This is a genomic window from Rhizomicrobium sp., assembly GCF_056722145.1.
Genome location: NZ_JBWZET010000046.1, coordinates 1 through 26946, shown reverse-complemented (window position 1 = coordinate 26946; position 26946 = coordinate 1). Strand labels below are relative to the sequence as shown.

The 26946-nt window shown below is 60.0% G+C and carries 16 protein-coding genes, 1 tRNA gene and 1 pseudogene; all 18 read left to right on the top strand.

Features of this window, described 5'->3' with window-relative positions:
• Positions 1–124 precede the first annotated feature (124 nt).
• Positions 125–1684: a DegQ family serine endoprotease gene (locus AC1P6P_RS02850; protein WP_481400920.1), complete on the top strand. Its 1560-nt coding sequence runs from the start codon at positions 125–127 to the stop codon at positions 1682–1684.
• Between the two features lie 122 nt (positions 1685–1806).
• Entirely contained in the window at positions 1807–2484 is a 678-nt protein-coding gene (locus AC1P6P_RS02845; RefSeq protein ID WP_481400919.1) for a response regulator transcription factor, read from the top strand.
• Positions 2471–3886, top strand: a complete 1416-nt coding sequence (locus AC1P6P_RS02840) for a sensor histidine kinase (RefSeq protein ID WP_481400918.1) — start codon at positions 2471–2473, stop codon at positions 3884–3886. Before AC1P6P_RS02845 ends, AC1P6P_RS02840 begins: the two co-directional genes overlap by 14 nt.
• 239 nt (positions 3887–4125) lie before the next feature.
• Positions 4126–7023, top strand: a complete 2898-nt coding sequence (locus AC1P6P_RS02835; RefSeq protein ID WP_481400917.1) for a bifunctional [glutamine synthetase] adenylyltransferase/[glutamine synthetase]-adenylyl-L-tyrosine phosphorylase — start codon at positions 4126–4128, stop codon at positions 7021–7023.
• 159 nt (positions 7024–7182) lie between these two features.
• A tRNA-Gly gene (locus tag AC1P6P_RS02830) sits at positions 7183–7257 on the top strand.
• A 785-nt stretch (positions 7258–8042) separates the two neighbouring features.
• Positions 8043–8636 (top strand): sigma-70 family RNA polymerase sigma factor, encoded by a 594-nt coding sequence (locus AC1P6P_RS02825; protein ID WP_481400916.1) that lies wholly within the window; start codon positions 8043–8045, stop codon positions 8634–8636.
• A pseudogene (locus AC1P6P_RS02820) lies at positions 8611–8748 on the top strand (FecR/PupR family sigma factor regulator); the annotation flags it as partial. The gene AC1P6P_RS02825 and the pseudogene AC1P6P_RS02820, both read left to right, overlap by 26 nt.
• An 18-nt stretch (positions 8749–8766) precedes the next feature.
• On the top strand, positions 8767–9594 hold the full coding sequence (locus AC1P6P_RS02815) for a FecR family protein (protein ID WP_481400933.1): 828 nt from the start codon (positions 8767–8769) through the stop codon (positions 9592–9594).
• Positions 9595–9680: 86 nt separating this feature from the next.
• Positions 9681–13187, top strand: coding sequence for a TonB-dependent receptor (locus tag AC1P6P_RS02810; RefSeq protein WP_481400915.1), 3507 nt, complete (start codon positions 9681–9683; stop codon positions 13185–13187).
• 268 nt (positions 13188–13455) lie between these two features.
• Positions 13456–15753 carry a GH92 family glycosyl hydrolase gene (locus AC1P6P_RS02805; protein ID WP_481400914.1) on the top strand — a complete coding sequence of 766 codons (2298 nt, stop codon included), beginning with the start codon at positions 13456–13458 and terminating at the stop codon, positions 15751–15753.
• Between the two features lie 40 nt (positions 15754–15793).
• Positions 15794–16732, top strand: a complete 939-nt coding sequence (locus AC1P6P_RS02800) for an ROK family protein (RefSeq protein ID WP_481400913.1) — start codon at positions 15794–15796, stop codon at positions 16730–16732.
• Between the two features lie 75 nt (positions 16733–16807).
• Entirely contained in the window at positions 16808–18100 is a 1293-nt protein-coding gene (locus AC1P6P_RS02795; RefSeq protein WP_481400912.1) for a sugar MFS transporter, read from the top strand.
• Between the two features lie 112 nt (positions 18101–18212).
• Positions 18213–19274, top strand: a complete 1062-nt coding sequence (locus AC1P6P_RS02790) for a glycosyl hydrolase (protein WP_481400911.1) — start codon at positions 18213–18215, stop codon at positions 19272–19274.
• Between the two features lie 16 nt (positions 19275–19290).
• Positions 19291–20499 (top strand): glycoside hydrolase family 130 protein, encoded by a 1209-nt coding sequence (locus AC1P6P_RS02785; RefSeq protein WP_481400910.1) that lies wholly within the window; start codon positions 19291–19293, stop codon positions 20497–20499.
• Between the two features lie 27 nt (positions 20500–20526).
• Complete coding sequence (locus tag AC1P6P_RS02780) at positions 20527–21942, top strand: glycoside hydrolase 5 family protein (protein WP_481400909.1); 1416 nt, start codon at positions 20527–20529, stop codon at positions 21940–21942.
• 38 nt (positions 21943–21980) lie between these two features.
• Positions 21981–23231: an AGE family epimerase/isomerase gene (locus AC1P6P_RS02775; RefSeq protein ID WP_481400908.1), complete on the top strand. Its 1251-nt coding sequence runs from the start codon at positions 21981–21983 to the stop codon at positions 23229–23231.
• 37 nt (positions 23232–23268) lie between these two features.
• Positions 23269–25221: a sodium:solute symporter family protein gene (locus AC1P6P_RS02770; protein ID WP_481400907.1), complete on the top strand. Its 1953-nt coding sequence runs from the start codon at positions 23269–23271 to the stop codon at positions 25219–25221.
• Between the two features lie 15 nt (positions 25222–25236).
• On the top strand, positions 25237–26946 hold a 1710-nt coding region (locus AC1P6P_RS02765), incomplete at its 3' end, for a GH92 family glycosyl hydrolase (RefSeq protein WP_481400906.1).

The following is a 26946-nucleotide window of genomic DNA, read 5'->3' as shown; positions in this document are numbered from 1 at the left end:
GCTCGGTCGCCCGTCAGGCTCGGCGAAAATGACAGCATTGCTTGTTTTTCATGTTTGAGAAATAATATCGCAAGATTTTGGTCGTATCTCAGGCATACTCCCCGGTGGATGGAGAGTGGGACCAATGAACAAAGAGCAGGTCGTGGCATACATGAAGCGCAACAAAGCGGTGCTGGCCGCGTCGTCGGCCGCGGCAGTGATCCTCGTCAGCGTTGGAGCCTATGCGCTCCTGCCCCAGCATGCGGCCGAGCCCGGTACCGCGTCGCGCTATGAAGCGCCCGAGCGCGGCCAGGGTGCGCCGCCGCGGATGATGGAGAACGGCACGCCGTTCAGCTTCGCCGATCTGGTGGAGCGGGTGAGCCCGGCGGTCGTCAGCGTTACCGCCGAGGAGCGGGTCACCCAGCCGGATGGCGATGATGTGCCCGAGGGCTTCAAGGAATTCTTCCGCCAGTTCGGCGGCCGTGGCATGCCGCAGATGCGGCCGCAGCCGCGCCGGGCGACCTCGATGGGCTCGGGCTTCATCATCGACAAGTCCGGCCTGATCGTGACCAACAATCACGTCGTCGGCGGCGCCACGGTGATCAAGGTGAAACTGCCCGACGGGCGAACGCTCGATGCCAAACTGGTCGGCACCGATCCGGCGACCGACGTGGCGCTGCTGCGGGTCAAGTCCGACAAGCCGCTTCCCACCGTCGAATTCGGTAATGACCGCGCCCTGCGCGTCGGCGATTGGGTGGTGGCGGTCGGCAATCCGTTCGGCCTGTCGAACACCGTGACGGCGGGTATCGTTTCCTCGATCGGCCGCGACATCGGCAATGCCGAGCAGCCCTATACCGACTTCATCCAGATTGATGCGCCGATCAACCAGGGCAATTCCGGCGGTCCGACCTTCGACCTTCGGGGCCAGGTGATCGGCATGAATTCGATGATCTATTCGCCGACCGGCGGCTCGATCGGCATCGGCTTCGCCATCCCGGCGTCCACCATCAAGGACGTGGTGGCGGCGCTGCAGGCGCACGGCAAGGTCGATCGCGGCTGGCTCGGCGTGCAGATCCAGCCGGTGACGCCGGAGATTGCCTCCTCGCTCGGCGTGACCGATCCCAAGGGCGCGATGGTGGTGTCGGTCGTTCCCGACAGCCCGGCGGCGCGTGCCGGCGTGCGTCAGGGCGATGTCATCGTTGCCATCAACGGCAAGGACGTTGCCGATGCCCATGACGTGACCCGCCGGGTGGCGTCGTTGTCGGCCGGCAGGTCGGCCGCCTTCACCATCCTGCGCGATGGCCGCCGCGATACCGTCAACGTCACCATCGGCGCCAAGCACGAAACGCAGGTCGCGTCGAATGGCGATCAGTCCGGCAGCGGGCCCGCCTCGATTGCGCCGACCGGCAAGGCGATGGGCCTGGGGCTCACGGCGCTGAGCCAAGATGTACGTCGTGCGTACAATGTCGACGACGGCGTTCAAGGCGTGCTCATCACCCAGGTCGATCCGGATTCGAATGCGGCCGAAGAGGGCTTGCAGGCGGGCGACGTGGTGGTGTCGGTCGGCAACAAGGCCGTCCACAGTCCGCTGGATATTCAGAAAAGCGTTGCGGCAGCCCACTCGAGCGGCCGCAAGAGTGTGCTGTTGCTGGTGTCGTCGAACGGCATGTCGCGCTTCGTCGCGATCCCGATCGACCGCACTTGAATCTTTCCTGCCGGGCTTCAGCTGCAACGCTGAGGCCCGTACTGGCGGCTGCCGTTGGGGCCGTCTCTCACCCAAAGCGACCCGCGATCGGGCGCTGCATAGAACATAAATGGAGGCTGGGCATGCGCATCCTCGTCGTGGAAGACGATCTTGAGGCGCAGCGCTATCTGGTGAACGGATTGAAGGAGGCCGGCCATGTGGTCGACGATGCCGCCGATGGCGACACCGGGCTGACGCTGGCGCTTTCCCGTCCCTACGATTGCGCGATTATCGATCGGATGCTGCCGAAACTCGACGGCTTGAACGTGGTGGCCGAGATGCGCGAGCACGGCAACACCATGCCGGTCCTGTTCCTGTCGGCGTTGTCGGAGGTGGACGACCGCGTCAAAGGCCTCAAGGCCGGCGGCGACGATTATCTCACCAAGCCGTATGCTTTCGTCGAACTGCTCGCCCGCATCGATGCCTTGATGCGCCGGCGCGCGCCGGCGGCGGTCAAGACCAAGCTGGCGGTCGGCGATCTCGAACTCGATCTTTTGACCCGCACCGCGACGCGCGAGGGGCAGGCGATCGATCTGCAGCCGCGCGAATTCCGTCTGCTCGAATACCTGATGCGCCACGCCGGCCAGGTGGTGACGCGCACGATGCTGCTGGAGAGCGTGTGGGAATACCATTTCGATCCCCAGACCAACGTGATCGACGTGCACATTTCGCGGCTGAGGGCCAAGATCGACAAGGGCTTCACGACGCAGTTGCTGCATACGGTTCGCGGCGCGGGTTACATGATCCGTGCGGCGAAATAGCGGAACATTCCATTGGGCGCAGCGGGTCCTGCACACGCAGGCTTTCCGCATCACCCTGATATTTGTCTTTTTCTACGCGGTGACGGCGACCGTGCTGGTCGCATTCACCTGGTGGAACTCGCAGCGCGTCCTCGATTCCCAGACCGACCAGACCATCGAGGCCGAGGTCAACGGCCTCAGGGATATCTATCTGCGCCAGGGCGTGATCGGGCTCTCCGACGTCATCACATCGCGCGTCGCCCAGCACGGCAACGGCATCTATTATCTGCAGAGCCCGGCTGACGCGGTGATCGCCGGCAACCTGCTTGGCGTGCCGGAGTCGGCGAAATCCGTCGGCGGCTTCTTCGAGTTCGAATACCAGCGTGCCCAGCAGAGCGAAACCGTCACCCGCACCGCTCGCGGCGAAGGCTTCACGCTGCCCGGCGGCTACATCCTGCTCGTCGCGCGCGACATCACCGATCAGAAGGTGGCGCGCAAGAAATTCCTCACCACCATTCCGTGGAGCGTCGGCTTGATGCTGCTGCTCGGCATCGCCGGCGGCATTCTGTTGAGCCGCAACATTCTCCGCCGTCTCGACGCCATCACCCGCACCAGTTCGGCCATCGTCGCCGGCGATTTCTCCCGCCGCGTGCCGCTGACCCAAAGCCACGATGAATTCGATACGCTGGCGGAAAACCTCAACGTCATGCTCGAACGCACCGAGCGGCTGATGAAGGGCATGCGCGAGGTGGTGGATTCGGTGGCGCACGATTTGCGCACCCCGCTCAACCGCTTGCGCAACCGCCTCGAAGACATGCAGCGCAAGTTGAACCCCGACGATCCCCATCTCGACGATATCGATTCCGCCATCGCCGAGACCGACCGGCTGATCGGCACCTTCAACGCGTTGCTGCTGATCGCCGAAGCCGATTCCGGCATGACCCGCGGTTCGATGGCGGCGATCGATCTGTCGGCCATCGTTGCCGATGTTGCCGATCTCTACGCGCCGCTCGCCGAGGAGAAGGAAATCGCGCTCGATGTGGCGCCGTCGGGCGTTCTCACGGTCGAAGGAAACCGCAGCCTGGTCAGTCAGGCGCTGGCGAATTTGATCGACAACGCCATCAAATACACCCCCTCGGGCGGCCACATCTGGGTCTCGGCTGGCGAAACCCCGGCCGGCGTCGAACTGACGATTGCCGACAACGGCCCCGGTATTCCCGAGGAGGACCGCCCCCGCGTGCTGGAGCGGTTCGTGCGACTGGAGAAAAGCCGCAACTCCCCCGGCACCGGGCTGGGCCTGTCGCTGGTCGCCGCCGTCGCCCGCATGCACGAAGCCAAACTCACGCTTGGCGACAATGCGCCGGGCCTGAAAACGACGATCACCTTCCCGCGGACGTTTGTGAAGAAGCAGTCGCGCGAATAGCCTCCTCTGTCATCCCCGGCGAGCCCGCGCCGCACAGCGTCTGTGGTTTGGCGACGCCTCATCAGCGCGGGCGAGGGAAGGGGACCCAGGTGGTCGCGCCGCACGCTGGTCGCGGATGAGGCCGGCGCTCATTCTTTCGCATCAACCGAACGTCTGCTCCTGGGTCCTTCCCTTCGCTGCGCTTGCTCAGTCGGGGATGACAGTTTTGGTTTGATCGCTATTCGCTCTACTATCTCCCCATGTTCGCGATTTCGCCCGCTTCGCTTCCAGCCCCGTTCGACCGCGCCCGCGCGGGGCGGACGTTTGAGCAGTTGGCCGAAACCGGTTACATCCCCGACGGCGAGATCCGTGCGCTTCTGGAATCCGCCTTCGGCAACAGCCCGTATCTCGCCCGCCTCGCGGTGCGCGAACACGCGTTGCTGCCGCGCCTCTTCATGGATGGTCCCGACATTCTCCTGGCGCAAGCGATCACGGCCTCGCTTGCGGCGGCCGGCGCTCCGAGCGAGAGCGTGGCGATGCAGGCGTTGCGCGAAGCCAAGCGGCAGACGGCGCTGGTCGTGGCGCTGGCCGATATCGCCGGAGTCTTCGCGCTTGAAGACGTCACGAGAAGCCTCACCCGTTTCGCCGACGCGGCGGTGAAGGGCGCGCTGCGCTTCGCCTTGAAGAAGGCTGCCGCCGGCACCGAATACGAAAGCTGGCCCGCCGCCGACCTCGAGGCCGCCACCGGTCTCGTCGTTCTCGCCATGGGCAAGTACGGCGCCTTCGAACTCAATTATTCCTCCGACATCGATCTCGTCATCTTCTACGAGGCGGAAAAATTCCCCTTCCTGAAACGCGATGATGCCCGCGGTGCCGCCATCGACATCATCAAGCATGTCGTCAAGCTGATCGCCGACGTCACAGTGGATGGCTATGTCTTCCGCGTCGACCTCCGCCTTCGGCCCGATGCCGGCGCCACCCAGATCGCGATTTCGACTGAGGCGGCGGAAAGCTATTACGAAGGCATGGGCCAGAACTGGGAGCGCGCCGCCTTCATCAAGGCGCGGCCCTGCGCCGGCGACACCACCGCGGCAGCCACCTTTCTCAAGCGCTGCCTCGATCCTTTCATCTGGCGCAAGAATCTCGATTTCGCCGCCATCGAAGACATCCAGTCGATCAAGCGCCAGATTCACGCGTTTCACGGCCATTCCGAGATCGCGGTCGCCGGCCACAACATCAAGCTCGGCCGCGGTGGCATCCGCGAGATCGAATTCTTCGTCCAGACCCAGCAGCTCATCCTCGGCGGCCGCGATCCGTCGTTGCGGGTGCCGTCCACCCTCGGCGCGATGGAGGCGTTGCGCGCCCGCGGTCATGTCAGCGATGCCGCCGCGGGCGAACTGACCGAATGCTATCGTTACTTGCGCACCCTCGAGCATCGCCTGCAGATGACCGATGACGAGCAGACCCACACCGTGCCGAAGAATCCGCACGACCTCGCCGCCACCGCCTGTTTTGCCGGCTATGGCGACGTTGCCGCCTTCGGTGCGGCGCTGCTGGCGCGGCTGCAGACGGTGCAGGGCCATTATGCCCGCCTGTTCGAACGCGCCGCGCCCTTGGCGGGGGAGGGCGGCAGTCTGGTGTTCACTGGTGTGGAGGACGATCCCGAAACCCTGGAGACGCTGCGGCGCATGGGTTTCAAGGACCCGGCGCATGTCTCCGGCGCGATCCGCGGCTGGCATCACGGCCGCATCCGCGCGACCCGCTCGGCGCGCGCCCGCGAGCTTCTTACGAAGCTGATTCCGCCGCTGTTGGCTGCGCTCGCCGCCACCGCCGATCCCGATGCCGCGTTCGCCCAGTTCGATCGTTTCCTCACCAACCTGCCGTCGGGTGTGCAGTTGTTTTCGCTATTGCTCGCCCACTCCGAGCTGCTCCATCTGATTGCCTCGATCATGGGTTCGGCACCGCGGCTGGCGACGCATCTGTCGCGCGCCCCCGCAACCCTCGATGCCCTGCTCGATCCCGGCTTCCTGATGGCGCTGCCCGAGCGGGCCGAGCTGGAGACGCAGTTCCAGTCCTTGCTGGCGCGCTCCGCCGGCTACGAGGCCGTGCTCGATACCGCCCGTCGCTTTGCCCACGAACAGATTTTCCGCGTTGGGGTGCAGGTGATCGAGGGCCTCGCCAAGCCAAACGCTGCCGGTCCTGCCTTTGCCGCGATTGCCGAAACCGTGATCAACGGCCTGCTCGTTCGCAGCGAAGACGAACTCGCCGAAACCGCCGGCCGCGTCCCGGGCGGGGCGTTTGCCGTGATCGCCATGGGCAAGCTCGGCGGCGCCGAGATGACCGCCGGCAGCGATCTCGATCTCATCTTCGTTTATGACGCGCCCGCCGGCGTGGAAGCGTCCGACGGCGGCAAGCCGTGGGCGGTCAGCCAGTATTATGCGCGCTTGGCGCAACGCTTCATTGCGGCCTTGACGGTGCCGACCGCCGAAGGCGGGCTCTACGACGTCGACATGCAGCTTCGCCCCACCGGCAACAAGGGCCCGGCGGCGGTGAGCCTGGAATCCTTCACCCGCTATCACGCCACCGAAAGCTGGACCTGGGAACGGCTCGCCCTGACGCGCGCCCGCGTCATCGCCGGGCCTGATGCGCTGGCGGCGAAGATCATGGCGGTGGTGCGCAGCACGCTCGCCCAGCCGATGGCGTGGGAGAAGCTCTCTGCCGATGCCAGCGCCATGCGCCGCAAGGTGGCTGAGAACATCGGCGCCAAGAGCGCCTGGGATTTGAAATACGCCCGCGGCGGCTTGATGGATATCGAGTTCACCGCCCAGACGCTGCAGCTGCGCTATGGTCCCGCCGATCCATCGGCGCTGAACCAAGGCACGCTCGCCGCCCTTGACGCGCTGACGGCCGCCGGTCATCTGCAGGTTGCAGATGCCGCCGTGTTGACGGAGGCCGCCGCGCTGCAGCTGGCCCTGATGCAGGTGTTGCGCATCGCCCTTGACGGCACCCTCGATCCCGAGGCCGCCACGCCCGGGCTCAAGCTGCTGTTGACCCGCGCCGCCGATGCGCCCGGCTTCGCCGCGTTGCAGCAGCGTTTGGCCGATTTGCAGGCTCGCGCCCACCAGATGTTCATCAAACTGGTGGAAGGGCAGGTCTGATCCGGCGCCCGCCAACCCGCTCTGACGCCCGGGAAATCCACCTTTTGCCGGGGGGCGTCAGTCCGCCGCGCGGTTTCTGCCCCTTCCGCTTTACGCCCCGCGGAAAAGCCGCTTGAATCCTGGCCGAGGACGGGCCATAACCCGCCTCCCACTTGGAACGCGGGCGTAGCTCAGGGGTAGAGCATAACCTTGCCAAGGTTAGGGTCGGGCGTTCGATTCGCCTCGCCCGCTCCAAAGTGGATAGGAAAATCAGGTGCTTACGACAGGGCCGCGCAAGCGGCCTTTTTGCTTTTAGTCGTGGTGTCCACATGGTGTCCACCATGCTGGCGGCGGGCCGGTAGGAATTCTCGAAGTTGGCTTGCCAAGGTTAGTTGGAACGTCGCCGCCGAGCCCGTTCAGCCCGAAGACGCGATCAGCTTCCTCGACTTGAAGCAGAGGCGTCACCATAGGCGCAGCATAAACGTGAGGCGATCGGAGCCATCGAATCGCTCAGCTAGCTAGCAGCAAGTTCGGGACTTGCTGAAAGGTCCAACCCGCAATGGAATTACTCTGATCAACGATCCGGATGAGGTCACAGCGGTTCTCTGATCAGATTGATGGACCAGCTTTCGCCGTTCCCAAAATCCAAGCAGCGATATGCGGAAGGCATCCTGTGTCCAGCAGATGAGGAGGTTCTCCTTCAGCGCCGGCGTCGAGGTCAACAGCTGGAATCGATGTTTCGCTTATCGCGCGTATGTCCGAGTCCGAATGTCGAGCACGACCCGGGGGCGATCTTGACGTACTAAAGAGTTAAGCACCCCTTTCTGCGTGCGCCTCAGCGACAGCCAGCGCGTAGCGCTACCAAGCGCCCAGCGCTCGTTGTTCGGCATTGCGAGCAAAACGACAGAAGACGAACAATCGAGCGATATCCCTCACGCGAATTCTGGCTCTTTTTCCATATTGCCACACCCTGTCTGAATCTGAACAAAGTTGACCGCAAACGTATTTGCAAATTTGATACGCAGTGATTTTCTATTGACATGTTGGATGACCTCAGTGAGCGGGCGGCTTGGCTTGCGTGCAATGTGTTGCCGCACGAGGCGCTACTCCGTGCCCGATTAAGGGGCATTCGGGTGTTCGGCCTCGACATCGAAGACGTCATCCAAGAGACCTACACCCGCATATTGTCTGGTCCCCCACTGCAATCGATAAAGCATCCCAAGCAATATGCGGTTCAAACGGCTCGCGGCATCGTTATCGATCATGTGAGGCGTTCGCGAGTCGTGTCCATTGCGGGCACCGGGCGTCTCGAGGCCCTGTCGGTACCGGTACCGGAGGCCAATGCTGAAGAACGGCTTGAGTTCCAAGAGGAAGTAGAAGCTGTTGTTGATGTATTGGCGAGCATGCCGGTGAGATGCCGGCAGACATTAATAATGCGTCGCGTAGAAGGCTTATCCCAGAAAGAAGTGGCTCGTCGGCTCAACGTCAGTGAAAAGTCAGTCGAGAGATACCTAACAGAGTCGGTACGCGTGCTCATTGCCCTATTCGGAAGGGGAGGGAAAAATCGGGCGAATTCGTCCTCTATGGCGATGGAAAGTAGTGGCGAAGATGTCATCGACAAGCCGGGAAGTTGATCAGCAGGCAGCCAGGTGGGCGGCTCTCCGGGACTTGGGAGTACTAACTCCCGAGCAACAGGAGGAATTTGAGCATTGGCTTTCGGCTGACAAACGCCATCTGGGCGCCTACGCCCGGGCGGAAGGCTCGATGGTGCGCGTATCGCGCGCGTGCAGCAGCGGTCGCGACATTCTGCTGGAGACGCCGGCAGCGGACATTCCCGGCTGGAGCCGCCGCCGGCTCATCATGACCGGTTCGATTGCGGCAAGTCTGGCGGCGGCCGGCGTCTTTGGTGTCGATGTTTGGCGGCGTAGTCGTGAGCAGGTCTTTGCGACAGGTGTCGGTCAGGTGCGGGAAATTCCCCTGACGGATGGTTCGTTGGTCACGCTCAACACCGGCTCCCGTATTGCCGTCAAGTACACGCCTGAAGCGCGTAACATACGCCTGCTTCAAGGCGAAGCGCTCTTCGACGTTGCAAAAAACAGGAACCGCCCGTTCGTCGTCCAGGCCAACGGCACGCTTATTCGGGCCATTGGCACGAGCTTTACCGTCTCGGTGCTGCCGCAGAAGCCAACACAGGTGCTTGTGAAAGAGGGGGTCGTGGAGCTGAGGCGTTCAGACGCTTCTTCTTCGGCTCCGCTACGCGTGAGCGCTAACACGAAAGCGGTGGCGCCGCACAACGCGCCCATCAGCGCCATCCCGATTCCGCCAGCAAAGGTGGTCCGCGATTTGGCGTGGCAGCACGGGCAAATCGCTTTCGATGACGAAACACTTGAAGATGCTGCGATCGAATATGCGCGCTATAGCGATGTCCGGATCATTGTGGATCCTGCGGTCTCCCAGAAGACGGTCACAGGCGTTTACATCTCTCACGATCCGATAGGGTTCGCCAGGGACGCCGCTGCAGTATTGGGATTGGATGTCGAGGTCCGTGGGCTCGAAGTCAAAATATCTCGTCGATCGAGCTCAAATGGCTGAGGGAAATTTGGTGGTCGCCCGTCTTCTGCTCCGCATCAGGAGAGGGCAATAACAGTCAATAAGAGCGGGGACTAAAGCGGGGAGGCGTGGGAACCAGAGTAATCTGGGCTGCTGCAGGTGGGTGCATTGCGCTCGTCTGTGTGTTGTGCAGCTCGCCAGCATCCGCACAGGCTAGACAATTCGACATTCCCTCAGAAGAAGCTGGAAGGTCGATCGAGGAGTTTTCGCGCCAAGCCGGCGTATCTGTTCTGGCTCCCGGCGAGAAGCTTCGCGGTGTGGTTCTGCCTGCAATTAAAGGCGATTATGACGTTATTGCTGCTCTCGAGATGATGCTGAAGGGGACTGACCTGAGGGTCAGTCGTTCGGTTGGTGGTGGGCTCGTTGTCTCCCCGGCCGAACCAAAAAAACGAGAGGAGCAGGAAGGTATGTCACCAAGAAATTCAGCCTCTATTATTGCGCTGCTGTTCGGCATGACCGCCGGATCGGCGTACGCGCAAGATGCCCAGACGATGGAAACCGTGGTCGTCACCGGTATCCGGGCTTCGGAGAGGAAGGCTGTTGAACTCAAGCGTGGCGCGAGCGGGATTCAGGACAGCATCGTTGCCGAAGACATCGGCAAGCTGCCAGACACGACGATCGCCGATTCGCTGCAACGCATTACCGGCGTCCAGATCGACCGTTCCAGCGGTGGCGAAGGCGGCGGCGTCAATATTCGCGGTTTGCCGGAAGTTGGTTCGTTGCTGAACGGCGAAGTGTTTTTGTCGAGCAGCTCGATCACCGGCGTGCAGCCGAACTATGGCGACATTCCCTCTCAGCTGTTCGGCGGGGCTGACGTCATCAAATCGGCGACTGCGAATCTACTGAATGCGGGCATTACCGGTACGATCAACCTGAAAACCCGCCGGCCGAGTGACCTCAACGACGGGTGGACGGTTACGGTCTCGGGCGACACCGTGCATGGCTCGACCTCGAATTCGTGGGACCCCGAAGTAAACGGTCTGGTCGCTTACAATGGCGGGCGTTGGGGCATCTTGATCTCCGGCACGTACAGCGATGTGACGGAAGCCAACAACTACAACGGCGGTGGCACTCTCGCGCTTGAAGGCGAGAATTCGGCAGCCGCAACGAACGCGGACAGCAGGGGCTTCTTGAGCGGCTACGGGTACAGCAATTACCCGATACCCAGTGCCGTGCATATCCTCAACCCGGCGGCGTGCACGCGCAATGCGAACGGCACGTTCCCGTACCAGGCAACCGGGTGCGACGTCGACGTCGACGGCGACGGCCACGCCACGCACGCCTATACGTTTTTCCAGGACTGGGACGCCGACGTCGATATGGTCGAGCGCACCCGCCAGGGCTTCAACGCGTCCGTCCAGGGCGAACTTGGCTCGGGCCTCCGGGCGACGATGGATTTCTTCTATACGAACATGGTGGCAAACGAACGCGACCAGATGTTCGATTATAGCAATGTCAATTGGCAGGCTGCCACCTTCGTTCCCACCGTCGGTCACGATACCGGTGTTGCGGCGCCGGCCGGGTGGGAAAATTCGACGGGCGAACTCTTCTGGACCGAAGCTGCCACCAAATACGGCGGCCAGACCCAGATGACCGCCAACAACACGCTTTCCAAGACGCAGTCACGCAATTGGAACTTCCAGCTCGATTACGACAACGGTGGAAATTTCACAGGTGACGTGCGTGCGATCTATGCGGATGCCGCGTCCTTCAATACCAAGGGATACATCAACTTCTACGTCAATGACGGTTCACAGTGGAACCATCAGCCGAGCCTGGTCCCCGCCGGTACAGACATCTTCCCGGCTGTGATGCCGGTTTCCGGCATTCCGGGCGGCAACCGCGTTTACAATGCGCTCGGCCTTGCGCCGGCCGCCACGTCCATGGCCGCCGACTTCCGTGGCAGTGCCGTTCAGTACAAGCCGTCCGACAATCTGGCGGCGGTGATGGCCAACGAAAATGCCTGGGGTATCGGCACCCTGTCGGACGATTGGGCGAACCAGAGCAAGTCCGACATGCTCGTGCTGCGCGCTGACGGGCACTATACCTTTGGCGAATCCGGTGTTCGCTTCGACTTCGGCGTTCGCACCAGCCAACGCACGGTTGACCATGAGGGCTTCCAGGAAGTCTACCCGGTGTGGGGCGGTCACGGCGCCTATTCCCAAGACGCGTCTGGCAATTACGTTGCGAATTCCACCGGATGTTACGTCAAGTGGATCGCGTCGGATATGCAGATGAACGCCGGGAGCTGCATTGCCGGCAACGGGACCACTCCCGCCAGCGACGCGGCGAACGGCTACTACATTGCCAACTACTATGCGGGTATGAACGCATCCACTTTGCCCGCCGTGTTCGGCAAGAACTTCAAGTACTACAAAAACATGGCGGGTACCGGCATCAACGCGTGGGGTCTCAACCCGAAAGTGCTGGATGATCCGATCGCGTTCATCAACTCGCTGTATCCGGGCGGCGTTCGCAGCGACAACCCGAACGACACCTACCATGTGTCGCTCGATCAGCGCAGCGCTTACGTTCAGGCCAATATTGCGGGCACGACCGATCTTCCTGAGGGCCTTGCATTCCCCTACAGCCTGAGCGCCGGCGTGAAGGTCATCGAGACCGACTTGCGGGTGAGCAACTACTCGAACGGCTCGGGTCTGCCTTACGGCATGTCCGCGCTTCCGGGGCCAGCGATCAAGACCAACACGACCTTTACCGATGTGTTGCCGGCAGTCAACCTGAGCGTCGATCTCAAGGACGATCTGAAGCTGCGCATGGCTTATGCCAAGAACATGCAGCTTTTGGATCTCAGCCAATGGGGCGGCGGCTTCAGCGTCGGGTATTCGATCGACAGCGCAACGGGCATTTTCCATGTCTCGAGCGCCAACGAGGCGGGCAGCCCCAATCTGCTGCCGTGGCGTTCCGACAACTATGACATGTCGCTCGAATATTACCTGGGCGCCAACAGCATGGTGAACCTCGAGCTGTTCTACATCGACGTCGCGAGCTTCATCAAAGGCGGCAGCTTCCAGCGTTGCGATCTTCCGGACCTCGATGGTGTCGTGCGTTCCTGCATCACCGTCACCGGCCCAGTTCAGGGCAAGGGTGCGGCGTTGCGTGGCGCGGAAGCCGGCTGGAAGCAGGGCTTCGATTTCCTTCCGGGACTGTTGGCTAATACCGGAATGGAACTCAACTTCACTTACTCGCCGAGCAATGTCGGCAAGGACATGTTGGGCCATTCGTACGGCTTCCAGGACAATTCCAGGTATCAGAGCAATATGGTGCTCTGGTACCAGGACGACACCTTGGAGCTTCGTGTCGCTGGCAATTATCGCTCCAAGATCGCAGTGGCAGACAATTTCGGCGGCGTGTCCGGCGCGGAAGAATACCAGGCGAGTACGTTCTACCTGGACGCTTCGGCCACCTACAACATTACGTCGAAGTTGCAGGGTTACGTGCAGGGCTCGAACCTGCTCGGAGAAGGCAAGCGCTTCTATATCAACCAGGCCTACGCGGTCGTCGGCAACAACGCGTTTGAGCCGCGTATCACTATGGGTGTTCGCGCTAAGTTTTAGGTCCAACTTCGCGTGAAGTGAGAGCAGGATGATCCCCTCCCCATCATCCTGCTCTTAAGTTTCGGGCGGGCGCGATGCTGACGGCAATGCCGCTCAGAGCGCGCCTGCCAGGAACCTCCGCCAGTCTCGCTTTGCCACCCGACTCAGGATCGATGGCTCTGCGCATGACGGCCCGAGATTTGCGACCTGAACAACCCGTACTTGGCGGCAGTCCATCCCGATGTTGATGCGGCACACAAAGCCGGTCACCGGCATGTGAGATAGAGCAATGGAATCCAATTCAGGAAAGACATCGTTCCAGCAGGGTCGGAGAACCTTTCTCAAGGGGTCCGGCCTCGTGGCGGTTGGCGTGACTCTTGCGGGCGAACTGCATGGTGCAGCTGCTGCCGCGAATATTGCTCAGGATGGGGCGAACCTCGCCACTGGTCCGCAGTCCTATGTCGACCTTGTAAATGTTTTGCAGGGCACGAATTCGACGTTCGAATATTCGCGGGGAAACACGTTGCCTTTGACGGCTCTCCCGTTCGGGATGGCGCATTGGACGTTGCAGTCGCGCGCCGACTCTCCCTGGCTGTTTCAGCCGGAGAACCGCCGCATCCAGGGCATTCGGTGCACGCATCAATTCACGCCGTGGAGCGGCGCCGCTGGCGATTACGGTTACGCGACATTTCTTCCGTTCAGCGGAGAGGCTCAGCCGGATCCTGCCACCCGCGCATCGTCGTATCGACCGGAAGATGCCCGTCTGACGCCGTATTCGATCAAGCTTTTCCTGATGCGATACCGCGCCGAACTGGAGCTTGTGCCGACGGAACGATGTGCCATGCTCGTCGTCGCATTCGATGCGACCCAGGATGACAAAACCCGCGGCCTGCTGTTCGATATCCCGGGTCAGGGCGGCGCCGTCAGGACCGATCCGGAAAATAGGCGCATCCTGTTCGCGTCGACGATTCATGGGCACGGTGTTCCAGACAACTTTGCCACCTATTACGTCCTCGAATTCGCGCATCCTTGGACTAGCTTCGAGGTGAAGGACGTAGGTGATCATCGCGTCGGAGTAGTCCGCTTTCCGCCCAAGTGCCAGATCGAAGTCAGGATCGGCACGTCGTTCATTTCCTTCGAGCAGTCGGCGCTCAATTTGGCGCGGGAAGTCGGAAGCCAATCGATTTCATCGCTCCGTGTAGACGCTCGCAAGCGTTGGAACGAACATCTCGGCCGCATCGAAGTGCAGGGCGGCAGCCACGATCAGTGTCGAACGTTCTATTCGTGCCTCTATCGTGTGTTCCTGTTTCCGCGCATTTGGCACGAGCCGGATGCGCACGGCAAAATGCACCATTTCAGTGCCTTCAACGGCAAGGTGATGCCCGGCGTGATGTATGCGGATCACGTCTTTTGGGATGTCTACAGGGCGTGGTATCCGCTCATGACAATTTTGCTGCCGGATCGACTCGGAGAAATACTTCAGTCATGGGTCAACGCGTATAGAGAGGGGGGGTGGCTTCCACAGTCCCCGGTTCCCGGCTATGGCGCCGCGATGACGGGGAGCTTCGTCAGCTCGCTTTTTGCCGATGCTGCCGTCAAGTCGATCGGCGGATATAATCTCGCTGAGGCCTACAAGGCCATGCGGCAGCAGGCGACCACGCCCGGCGATCCGAGCACCGGGCGTGGACGAGTCGGGCTCGAGCTTTACCTGCGCTATCGCTATCTGCCCGTTGAGAATGTGCATCAGGCCGTGACCGAGACCGTAGACGCGGCGTATTGCGATTTCTGCGTCGCTCAAGTGGCGAAGACACTTGGCAAGCATTCGGACCAGACGCTGTTCCTGGAGCGTTCACGCAATTGGAAAAACGTGTTCGACCCGACCGTAAAGTTCATGCGTGGAAGGAAGGCGGACGGCTCGTGGCTTTCGCCATTTGATCCTCTCGCGTGGGGCCATCCGTATGTCGAGGGTGGTGCCTGGCAGCACCGCTGGGATGCGCCGCATGACATCCCCGGACTCATCGCGGCCGTTGGCGGCAAGGCCGCTGCCGCGAAGATGCTTGAAGAAATGATGACAATCTCGCCTGAATTTGAAGTGGGATATTACGGGTCCGAGATCCATGAAATGTCGGAAATGGCGGCCGTTCCGTTCGGCCAATACGCGCATTCCAACCAGCCCGTTCATCATCTGCTTTACATCTTCGCACATGCCGATCGTCCTGACCGCACGCAGTTTTGGGTCCGCAAAGTGCTCGACGAGCTCTACACCCCCGACAGCTTTCCAGGCGATGAGGACACTGGCTCGATGTCGGCGTGGTACATTCTCAGCGCGCTCGGCTTCTATCCCGTCTGTCCCGGACGGCCGGAATATACGCTGGGAAGTCCGTTGTTTTCGGGCGTGAAGCTCCATCTGGCAGGACACAAGGTTTTCCATATCGAAGCGCCGGGCAACGGCGCCAATACGCCATTTGTCCGTGGCACGGCCCTGAACGGTCAAGTTCATCGCAACTGCACGATTGATCACAACGCGATCGTGAACGGCGGGACGCTGAGGTTCGATATGTCGGCTTACGCGGCGTCTCCAGCATAATCCGAGGCTGAACGGTGTTGGCTATGTTGGGAGCGCATTGATGTCGGACTCAGTTCTCGCCTTCGATCTTGGTGGTACCCATGTCGCGTCGGCTGTTGTCAACGGTGCCGGCTGGCAAGACGCTGTGGCCTGTTCCAACTTGATCCAAGCCGCGAGCCGCGACGAGTTGTTGGAAGAAATTCAAAAAGCAGGTCTACGCGCGGTTGTGCGGTCGGGACAATCGCTTAGTGCCATCAATGGAATTGCGATGGCGGCTCCCAATCCATTTGACTACGCCAACGGCACTTCGTTCATGCAGCACAAGCTCGAGCCGCTCTTTGGCGTGAACATGAAGGAACAATTCTCGTGGATGTTTAAGATGGCGCGAGAGAATGTCCTATTTCTCAATGATGCGGACGCATTCCTGTTGGGAGAGATCGAAAACAGCGAAATACGTGAACCAAAAGTGATCGGTATCACTCTGGGCACCGGCGTCGGATCGGCATTCTCCGTCAGTGGCAAAATCGTTACCGATGGTGAAGGCGTGCCGCCCAACGGAGAAATTTACAATCTGCCGTGGAACGACGGAACGATCGAGGATGTGATCAGTACACGGTCGATCTGCGATGCCTACAAAGGGATTTTCGGTCAGTGTAGAACCGTCAAGGAGATTTCGGCTTTGGCGGCAGACTCTCGCGTCAGAAGTGTATTCGAAGCGTTCGGCCGCAATCTCGGGCTCGTGCTGAGCGGACTGTGCCAGGCGTTCCAACCGGATTTGGTCATCATTGGTGGCGGCATCGCTCGAAGCGCGCCACTTTTCCTCGAGCAGACGCGCGCCTCCATCGGCGGATTTTGTCCGGCGTTGCGCGTCTCTGGCCTGTTTGAAAATGCGGCATTGTCTGGGGCTGCGAGACATTGGCGATATGAGCAACGAATGCGACGGGAGGAGACGCGGGAAGGCCAGCGCGACCGCTCCGTACCTGGAGAATTACTCCGATAAAATGTTCAACGGCGGAGGGCCGCGCGATGGCGTGGCATCAGGCATTTCATAGCAGTAAACGAAGGGACTATGCGTATGATCATTCCCATGGCCAAGGCGACCGTCAGTGGGCCCGCCGCAAAGCCGAAGCAGACCGTCGCCCTTGGGTTGGTAACGTCGCTGTTCTTCATGTGGGGGTTTTGCACCGTCCTGAACGACGTGCTCGTACCGCATCTGAAAGCGGTATTCGAAATGAATTATGTACAGACAATGTTAATCCAGTTCACGTTCTTCGGTAGCTATCTCGTCTGGTCGCTGCCTTCCGCAAAACTGGTTGAATGGGTCGGGTATCGCCACGCGATCGCCATTGGACTTGGCGTGATGGGCTTGGGGTGCGTGACCTTCCTGCCAGCGGCACAGGTTCCCTCTTATCCGATGTTTCTGTGTGCGCTGTTCGTCCTGGCCACAGGCATGACCATTCTGCAGGTAGCCGCAAATCCATATGTGGCGGTGCTCGGCCCGGAGAAAACGTCTTCGGCACGACTGAACTTGGCCCAGGGGTTCAATTCGGTCGGTACACTGCTTGCGCCGTTGTTCGGTAGCCTCCTTATCCTGTCGCAGACCAGATCTGGAACAATGGCGCGGGGAGCTGTCGCTTCGCTGGCCGACCGCGTGCACGACGCACGGGCCGTTCAGATGCCATATCTCGGCATCGCCGTGGTATTGCTCGCACTTTCGGCGCTGATGTGGATCGTCCGATTGCCGAACGTTCCGATGCAGTCGACCGACGAAGTGAAGACGAAAGATAGTCTGTGGCGCTACACCGCCTTAGTGTTGGGAGTAGTGGCAATATTTTTATACGTCGGCGCTGAAGTATCGATTGGCAGCTTCCTTATCCCCTATATCGTTTCGCCCCACATCAGCCAAATGACGACGACGGAAGCATCGAGCTATTTGAGCTTTTATTGGGGCGGCGCCGCCGTCGGCCGTTTCTTGATCGGCGCAGTACTATTGCGCTTCGTTCAGCCGGCAAAAGTGCTCGCTGTCAACTGCACCGTTGCGATCGTCCTGGTCATAATTTCGATCGTAACCGCGGGATCTGTGTCATTGGTGTCCATCCTGCTGGTCGGACTGTGCAACTCGATCATGTTCCCGACCATATTCACGCTTGCGATCTCGGGTCTCGGCCCGTTGACCGGGCGCGGCTCAGGCGTTTTGGTCGCTGCCATCGTTGGCGGTGCTCTGATCCCCATGGTGCAGGCTCGAGCTGCCGACGCGATTGGACTGACGGTTTCGTTTGTCATTCCGATTCTCTGTTACGGCTATATCTGGTTTTTCGCCAAATGGAATCAAAACCGTGTCGCCGCTCAGCCACAGATTCCGGCGTAGCTCGCAAGTCGTTGCGACAAAAACAGGCAATGGCAAAACGATGCGTATGAGCCGATCCAATCCGCATATTCTAGCGCGCCTAAGGGCGGCGTTGTTCTGTTTGGTCGCGTCCATGGTCCCTGCTGCAGCACATGCGCGCGGCGCAGCAATCGCCACCAAACGAGCAGAAATTCTGCGCTTCATTTCCGATCTGCAGAAACAGCACAAGACGCTCACCGGAGTGCAGGTGAACGAGTACGAAGTTTATCTCGATTGCACGTCGCAGGACCGGTTATTTGACATGACCGGAACGCGCCCGGCAATTCTCGGCCTCGAACTGATGAACGTCATCGCTCAGCCGCCTTACGCATCGTACCTCGTTAGACGAGCGGTGGCGCAGACAGCGTCCGGCGGCTTAGTGACAATGTCCTGGCATGAGCGCAACCCAGTGGAAGTCTGTGCCCGCGGAGAATTTTTCGATTGCGTGAAAAAACCGATGAGTGCGGAAACGCTGAAAGCCCTTCTCACGCCGGGAACAAGGGAACACCAGCTGTGGCTTGCCGACGTCGACGCCATTGCAAAGGTGCTCAACGCTCTTCAGTCCAAAGGCGTCGTTGTCTTGTTTCGACCCTACCACGAAATGAACGGTGGTTGGTTTTGGTGGGGAAAGCAGAACGCCTATCCCGAGTTATGGGATGCGCTCCATGACGAACTGGTTGGCCGGGACAAACTCAACAATCTGATCTGGATCTGGTCGGCCGATCGCGATGTGCCCGACGCGTCCCGATATTTTCCCCGTCGCAACAAGCCGGACGTGGTGGGCATCGATGTATACGAGGATGATCCTGATAGTTCCAAATATACCGACGGCCATTCCAACGTGAAGCAGGCGGGCGGGACCGTGCCATTTGCATTGTCCGAGGTCGGCTTTCTGCCGAGCAGAAAGACGGTCGATGCCATAAATCCTGCGTGGGCTTTGCTGTGGGGAGGGGAATTCCTCAATGGCGCGTGGGCATATCCAAACAGTTGCGACGCTTGCAATCGGCCCGCTCGTGTGGCGGCTTTCATGCGTGAGGATCGTATGGTCCCGCTGGACAAAATGCCGGTGAATATCCGTGCTCTGGTATCAGCCGGCTTCGTCAACCGTCGGCCGGCACCAAGCGCGACGCCCGTTTGCAAAGAAAAAGTCAATTAGCACCGGAGTCCTTTCTATGCCGAACGAATTCGATCACCGACTCGAAACACTTCAACTCGGCCACAGCAACTTGCTCGAGCGTCGAAACGTTCCTCAGGTGGAATACAATGGCATCTATCGTCGTTGGCACTATCCAGTGCTTACAGCGAGACACACCCCGTTGTTCTGGCGCTACGACCTCGATCCACAGACCAATCCGTTTCTACTGGAGCGGCTTGGGATAAACGCCACGTTCAACGCGGGCGCCGTTTTTCGCGATGGAAAGTACCTTTTGGTCGTGCGGGTTGAAGGGGCGGATCGGAAATCCTTCTTCGCAGTAGCCCAAAGCCGGACTGGGGTCGACGAGTTCTCATTTTGGGAATACCCGATCGAAATGCCGGGGACCGGCGAAGTGGACACGAATGTTTACGACATGCGGTTGACGCAACACGAGGACGGCTGGATCTACGGATTGTTCTGCACGGAGCGAAAGGACCACAACTTACCCAGCGACGCTTCCGCGGCCGTTGCCCAATGCGGTATCGCCCGAACGCATGATCTGGCGAATTGGGAGCGACTGCCGGACTTGGTGAGCAATTCAGGACAGCAGCGAAATGTCGTTCTTCATCCCGAGTTCGTGAACGGAATGTATGCATTGTATACGCGCCCTCAGGACGGCTTCATCAGCGTTGGTAGCGGTGGGGGAATCGGTTGGGGGCTTACGGCGGATATGACGCGAGCCGCCATCGAAGAAGAGCTAATTGTCGACGGCAAGGTCTATCACACTATCAAGGAAGTGAAGAATGGCCAGGGCCCCGCTCCGATAAAGACGGAACAGGGCTGGTTGCATCTGGCGCATGGCGTCCGAAACACGGCGGCCGGCTTGCGTTATGTCCTTTACATGTTCATGACGGATTTGCAGCGCCCGTGGATCGTAACGCACGCACCCGGCGGGTATTTTCTTGCGCCGGAAGACGAGGAGCGGATCGGCGATGTCGCAAACGTTGTGTTCTCGAACGGCTGGATTGTGAACGGCCAGGGGGAAGTCTTCATCTATTATGGCTCTTCGGACACGCGTGTGCATGTTGCAACGACGACCCTGGCCAGGCTTATCGACTACGTGATCAACACACCTCCGGATGCGCTGACGTCGGCCAGCTGTGTAAGCCAACGCGTAGCGCTGATTCGAAAGAACCGCTCGTTGCCAGGTGTCGCAGGCTTGAGTCTGCGTGATGGTCACGGGTGAGCAGAAATGGTTGGTCGCGTGTGGAGGATGCTGCGGACGGCAAACGTCACCGGCGATCATGGGGCGATTTCGGCTCCAGAAACATCGGCACAACGTGGATTGGCGGAAAGACAAGCAATGCTTTCAAGGCGGGGAGTGATGGTTGGCGGGACCGCGGCGACCTGCGCAGCGGCCCTTGGCGGGGTGTCTGGCAAGAGTGGTTTTGTTTGTGTCGACGGACCGCGCTTTGTCCTCGACGGCTATGGGTACAGATATGTCGGCACCAACCTTTGGTACGGTGCCTATCTTGGTTCCGCTAGCGCAATTGGTAATCGCGACAGGCTCAAACGGGAACTCGACCGGCTGCATGCGATCGGCATAGACAATGTGCGCATTCTCGGCGCCTCCGAGCAGTCGCCACTGAAAAATTCGCTGCCCCTTGCGTTTCATGGCGTGAAGCAAGCGATCAACAAAGAGTTGCTGGCGGGGCTCGACTACGTGTTGGTCGAAATGGGCCGCCGCGGCATGAAGGCTGTCATCTATCTCAACAATTTCTGGGAGTGGTCAGGCGGCATGGCGACATACCAGTACTGGACCAACGGCGGCCACTACATCGATGCCGGCGATCCCAAACATCCCTGGCCGGAGTTCGCCGACTTCAGCGCTCGGTTCTACACCAATACCGCGGCTATCGCTCTTTACGAGGAGTACGTCGCCGCACTGGTTCGTCGCACCAACTCGATAACCGGCGCAAGATACTGCGATGATACTGCCATTATGAGCTGGCAGCTTGCCAATGAGCCCAGGCCCGGTGGCGTTCCTTCGGTGACATCGGAACAAGCGTTTTATGCCTGGGTGGCGCGTTCCGCCGAGTTCATCAAGATGCACGATCCCAACCACCTCGTCTCAATTGGCAGCGAAGGCACTCAAGGTTGCTTCGATTCATCTGGGTGCTTTGCCAAAGCCCACATGATCAAGAACGTCGACTACGTGACCTTCCACCTGTGGCCACTGAACTGGGGATGGATCGATCAACATGACGTTGACGCCACGTTCGATGCCGGCTGCAACAAGTGTCGTGCTTACGTCGATGCGCATGTCGGACTGGCGGCGGGCTTGAAGAAGCCTCTGGTTCTTGAGGAATTCGGATTTCCGCGTGATGGCGGGGGATACGGGCCAGATGTGCCCACCACGTACCGCGATCGCTTCTTCAGGATGGTGTACGAGAGCGTTGAGGCCGGCGGAAGGGACAGTTGCTTCGCCGGAACGAACTTCTGGGCTTGGGGCGGCGAGGGCCGTGCGGAGCATCCCGATTCGGTGATGAGGCCCGCCGATACGTCTTACGTGGGCGATCCTCCGCAGGAGCCGCAAGGCGCAAATTCTGTTTTCGACCGTGATCGTTCCACCATCGCAGTCGTCCAGGATCACGTGGCCATTCTGCGGGCCCGTTCGCGGTTGAAATGACGCTTTAACGACCCCCACTTCAAATCAACGAAGGCACCATGTGTCCAGATAACAATCCTGTGATGCGCTCCGGCGGCTCGGATGCGTGGCGGTCCCAGATAGCTGCGGAATTGCAAGCCAATATCCTCTCATTTTGGGCGAACAAGGCGGTTGACCATGAGAGAGGTGGCTTTTTCGGCGCAATCGACGCCGATGGCCGGCCTGTTCCGGACGCGCCGCGCTCGGCGGTTCTGAATACGCGCATTCTGTGGGCATTCTCTGCTGCAACGCGCGCGTTAGGCGAGCGGTATCGCACGGTGGCGGATCGCGCGTATCGTTACGTGACCGGCCAGTTCTATGACCGCGAAACCGGCGGCCTGTACTGGATGCTGGACGCTGAGGGCCGGGTGTTGGCCCCTCACAAGCAGATATACGCCCAGGCCTTCGGCGTCTACGCACTCTCAGAATATCATCGTGCTACCGGCACGCCGGAAAGTCTGCTGCTGGCGCGCCAACTTTTCGACTGCATTGAAATGCACGCGGCGGATGCGGTCCGTGGCGGATATTTCGAGGCACGGGCGGCGGACTGGTCCACGTTGGCCGATGTCCGGTTGAGCGAAAAAGATCTCAATTGTCCGAAGTCCATGAATACGAACCTTCATGTGATGGAGGCCTATACCAACCTGCTGCGGGTGTGGCCCGACGGTCGGCTTCGCGAAAGGCTTTCCAGCCTCTTGCATATCGTGATGTCAAATGTCTTCGACGGTCGCAAAGGGCACCTCGACTTGTTCTTCGATGAAGCGTGGCGACCGGTGAGCGAGCAAGTATCCTACGGGCACGACATCGAAACGAGCTGGCTGCTGGTCGAGGCGGCAGAAGTGCTCGGCGGCGCAGACACCATGCGGCAAGCGCGCGAATGCGCGTTGGTGCTGGCTCGAAATGTGAGCCGACACGGCGTCGATGAGGATGGCGGCGTTTTCAACGAAGCCGATGCACAGCATAACCTCATCGACGACACCAAGCACTGGTGGGCGCAAGCCGAGGCCGTCGTTGGCTTCTACAATGCATTCAAAATCTCCGGACGCGCCGAATACTTGCAGGCTTCGCAACGGAGCTGGGCGTTCATAAGGGACAAAGTAGTGGACCGCGTACACGGCGAATGGCACGCGAAGCTCTCAGCCACCGGAACGCCATTGGGGGCGGCAGAGGATTCCGACGTCTGCCTCACGGGGCCATGGAAATGTCCGTATCACAATTCGCGAATGTGTTTCGAGATGCTCGATCGCCTCGGGGCCGGGCGCAGCGGTTGAGAAAATTAGGCACCAGGTGCAGGAGCGGGAGGAGTTCGTGAGTCATTTTCGGTTGAGCCCCATAGACATCGCTGTCATATGCGCATTCATCGCCACGTCGGTTATCGTCGGCTATCGAGTGTCCCATCGCGCATCGCGCGATACGCGGTCCTACTTTTTGGGAGGCAATGTACTGCCCTGGTGGGTCCTCGGCGTCTCCAATGCCTCCGGCATGTTCGACGTCGCCGGCACCATGCTGCTCGTCTACTGGATGTTTATCTACGGCCTGAAGAGCATCTGGATTCCGTGGATGTGGCCCGTCTTCAACCAGATATTCCTGATGGTCTATCTGTCGGGATGGCTGCGACGCTCGGGCGTAACCACCGGCGCAGAATGGATCAAGTTTCGCTTTGGCAACAATCTCGGCGCGCAGCTTTCACACGTCATCGTGGTCATCTTCGCTCTCGTCTGCGTGATCAGCTACTTTACTTACGGCTTCAAGGGCATTGGTAAGTTCGCGGTCGAATTTATGCCCTGGCACATATCCAGCGACCCGCGGATCAACGCCAATCTCTATGCTCTGATTTTGATGGGCATCACTGCAATCTATGTAGTGAAAGGCGGTATGTTCAGCGTGGTGATCACGGAGGTGCTCCAGTTCGTGCTGCTATCAATCGCCTCGGTTGCAATCGGCGTGATTGCGATGACGACTGTATCGCCAGAAACAATTCGCGCTGCTGTGCCGGCCGGTTGGGATAGCATATTCTTCAGCTGGCACACCGGGCTGGATTGGTCGCACCGCATCGCCGCCGCCAATGCCAAGATCGCCGAGGACGGCTCGAGCCTTTTCGGCCTGCTTTTCATGATGTTGCTGTCAAAAGGAGTGTTGGTGTCTGCCGCTGGACCGGCACCGAACTACGACATGCAACGCATTCTCTCGACCCGCAATCCGCGCGATGCCAGCAAGATGAGCGCGGTGGTGAACGTGGTGCTGAACGTCCCGCGTTATTTCATGGTCAGCGGGCTTACCATTCTGGCGCTTGCCTACTATTCCGGAGCGATCAATGCGATGGGCGCCAAGATGGATTTCGAACAGATCCTTCCTGACGCGTTGGCGCGCTTTGTGCCCTCCGGCCTTCTTGGGATTACCGTGGCGGGCCTGCTTGCGGCATTCATGTCGAATTTCGCAGCTACGGTGAATTCGGCGCCGCCCTATATCGTCAACGACATTTATCGCCGCTTCATAAATCCGCAAGCCAGCGAGAAGACGTGCGTACGTCTGAGCATTGCCTCTTCGATCGCCATCGTGGTGATCGGAATTTCGATAGGGTGGTTCGTCACGTCTATCAACAATGTGGTGGGCTGGATCACGGCGGCACTGTGGGGCGGCTATGCTGCTGCCAACCTGATCAAGTGGCATTGGTGGCGTTTCAACGGTTATGGCTATTTTGGAGGCATGGTGGCAGGCATCCTGTCGGCGCTCGTACTGCCCTTCGTTCTGCCTTCCTGCCTCCAAGCAGGTTGGGCGACTGATCCCGAACTTCCGGCGTTCATTCGCGACTTCATGACGTTGCCGACGGCGCTGGTGTGCTTTCCCGCTATTCTTTGCGTCTCTTTGGGAGGTTGCGTTCTAGGTGCACTGCTAAGCCGTCCTGAGGACGATAGAGTGCTGATGACGTTCTACAAAAAAACGCGCCCATGGGGTTTCTGGGGGCCGGTGCTCAAGAAGGTGCAGGCGGAGGATCCTGCGTTCTCGCCGAATCCGGACTTTCGGCGGGACATGTTCAATGTCGCCGTGGGGATTGTCTGGCAGACATCGCTAGTTGCGTTGCCCGTATATGTCGTGATCCGCGAGTATGATCGTGCGGTGATTGCATTTGCGGTCGTGCTGGTGACCAGCCTGATCTTAAAAATCACCTGGATGAACCATCTCAAGGTGGCATATCCGGACGAACCCGCTGAGGCATCCTCGGGACGCCATGAAATGGCTGCCGCGGCTGAGCTACGGTGAATGGGGGAGAAGAACATGGTTCGACTCGGCATGGCTGCTATCGCAGCTGCGATGTTCTCAGGGCTCGCAAATGGAGCGTATGTCGATCAGGTCAACCCTTTTATCGGGAGCACAAACGGCGGCAACACATACCCCGGCGCAACTCTTCCTTTCGGCATGCTGGCGTTCAGTCCGGAGGGGACGCCGTTGCCAGGATTGCCGTATCCGATTGCGTCGCCCAGCGGCTATGAGTGGCGGTCGAATGGTATTCGCGGCTTCAGCCTGACACATATGTCCGGCGTTGGATGCATTGGCGCCAGCGGTGACATACCCATTATGCCCGTAACGGTTCCGGTGGAATTGTCCCCATCCAGTGCGCCGTTCACGATGTATGCCAGCATGTTTAGCCACGCCGACGAATCGGCCTCGCCTGGGTACTATCGAGTGAAACTCGATAACGGCGTTGATGTTGCGCTCAGTGCCACGCTTAGAACCGGTTTTGCACGGTTGTCCTATCCGCAGCGTAGGCCAGCCAACCTGCTCATTCGGACTTCGGATTCGGCAGTCGGTTCCAGCAACGCGACAGTGCATGTCGATCCCGATCGTGGCGAGGTGTCCGGATCGGTCACCAGCGGCGATTTTTGTGGTTATCTTTCGGCTAACCGTCGCGAGAGTTACTACACGCTGTACTTTGTCGCGAAATTCGACAAGCCGTTTGCTGCCGGTGGCTCTTGGCACAATGCCGATATACGTCCAGGGCAGCGCGATGCGGAAGGCGGAACGGGCTATGGTGATCGTGGTTTTCCGTCGGGCGGAACCGGCTCCGGTGCGTGGATCGCATTTGCGCCTGGCTCCGATGTGGAAATGCGTGTCGCGATTTCCTACGTAAGCCTGACCAATGCGCGAGCCAATCTTGCCGCTGAAGCGGGGGCGAATCTCACGTTCGAGGCTGTTCATCAAGCCGCGCGCGAGACGTGGAACGGGAAGCTCGGACAAATCGCCATAACCGGTGGCACGCCAGACGAGAGAACGGTGTTCTACACGGCGCTCTACCATGTGCTTCTGGGTGAAAACCTTTATAGCGATGTGAATGGCCAGTACTTGGGCTTCGACGGCAAGGTGCATCGAGTGCGGGCGCCGCAGCAGGCGCAATATTCCAATTTTTCCGGTTGGGACGTCTATCGTTCGCAGCTGCAGCTGGTGACGTGGCTCGACCCCACAATCGGATCCGATATTGCCGCATCGCTGCTCAATCAGGCCGAACAGAACGGCGGCGTGTGGGATCGTTGGACGCACCTGACTGGGCGAACCGGAGTGATGAACGGGGACCCATCAGCGCCGGCGATCGCCTCGATATACGCCTTCGGTGGCCGCAATTTCGATGTGAGGCGAGCGTTCGCCTCGCTATTGCGGGCCGCCACGACGCCGACAGACGACGATCTCAGCCGCAAAGGGTGTCCGACCCAGTGTGTGGGCGAGCGGCCGGGACTCGACCAATGGCTGAAATTGCATTATTTGCCCGTGGACGCGCCGGGCTGGGGCAGCGCTGCAGACACTTTGGAATTCACAACGGCCGATTTTGCGCTGTCGCAATTGGCGCGCGGATTGGGGGATCGGAGGAGGGAACGCCAATTCTTGGAACACGCGGGTTGGTGGCGCAACCTCTTCAATCCCAATGCCTCTCCAGAGGGCGGCTACATACAACCGCGTTTCGCCGACGGTCGCTTTAAGGCCGTCGCCTTCAAC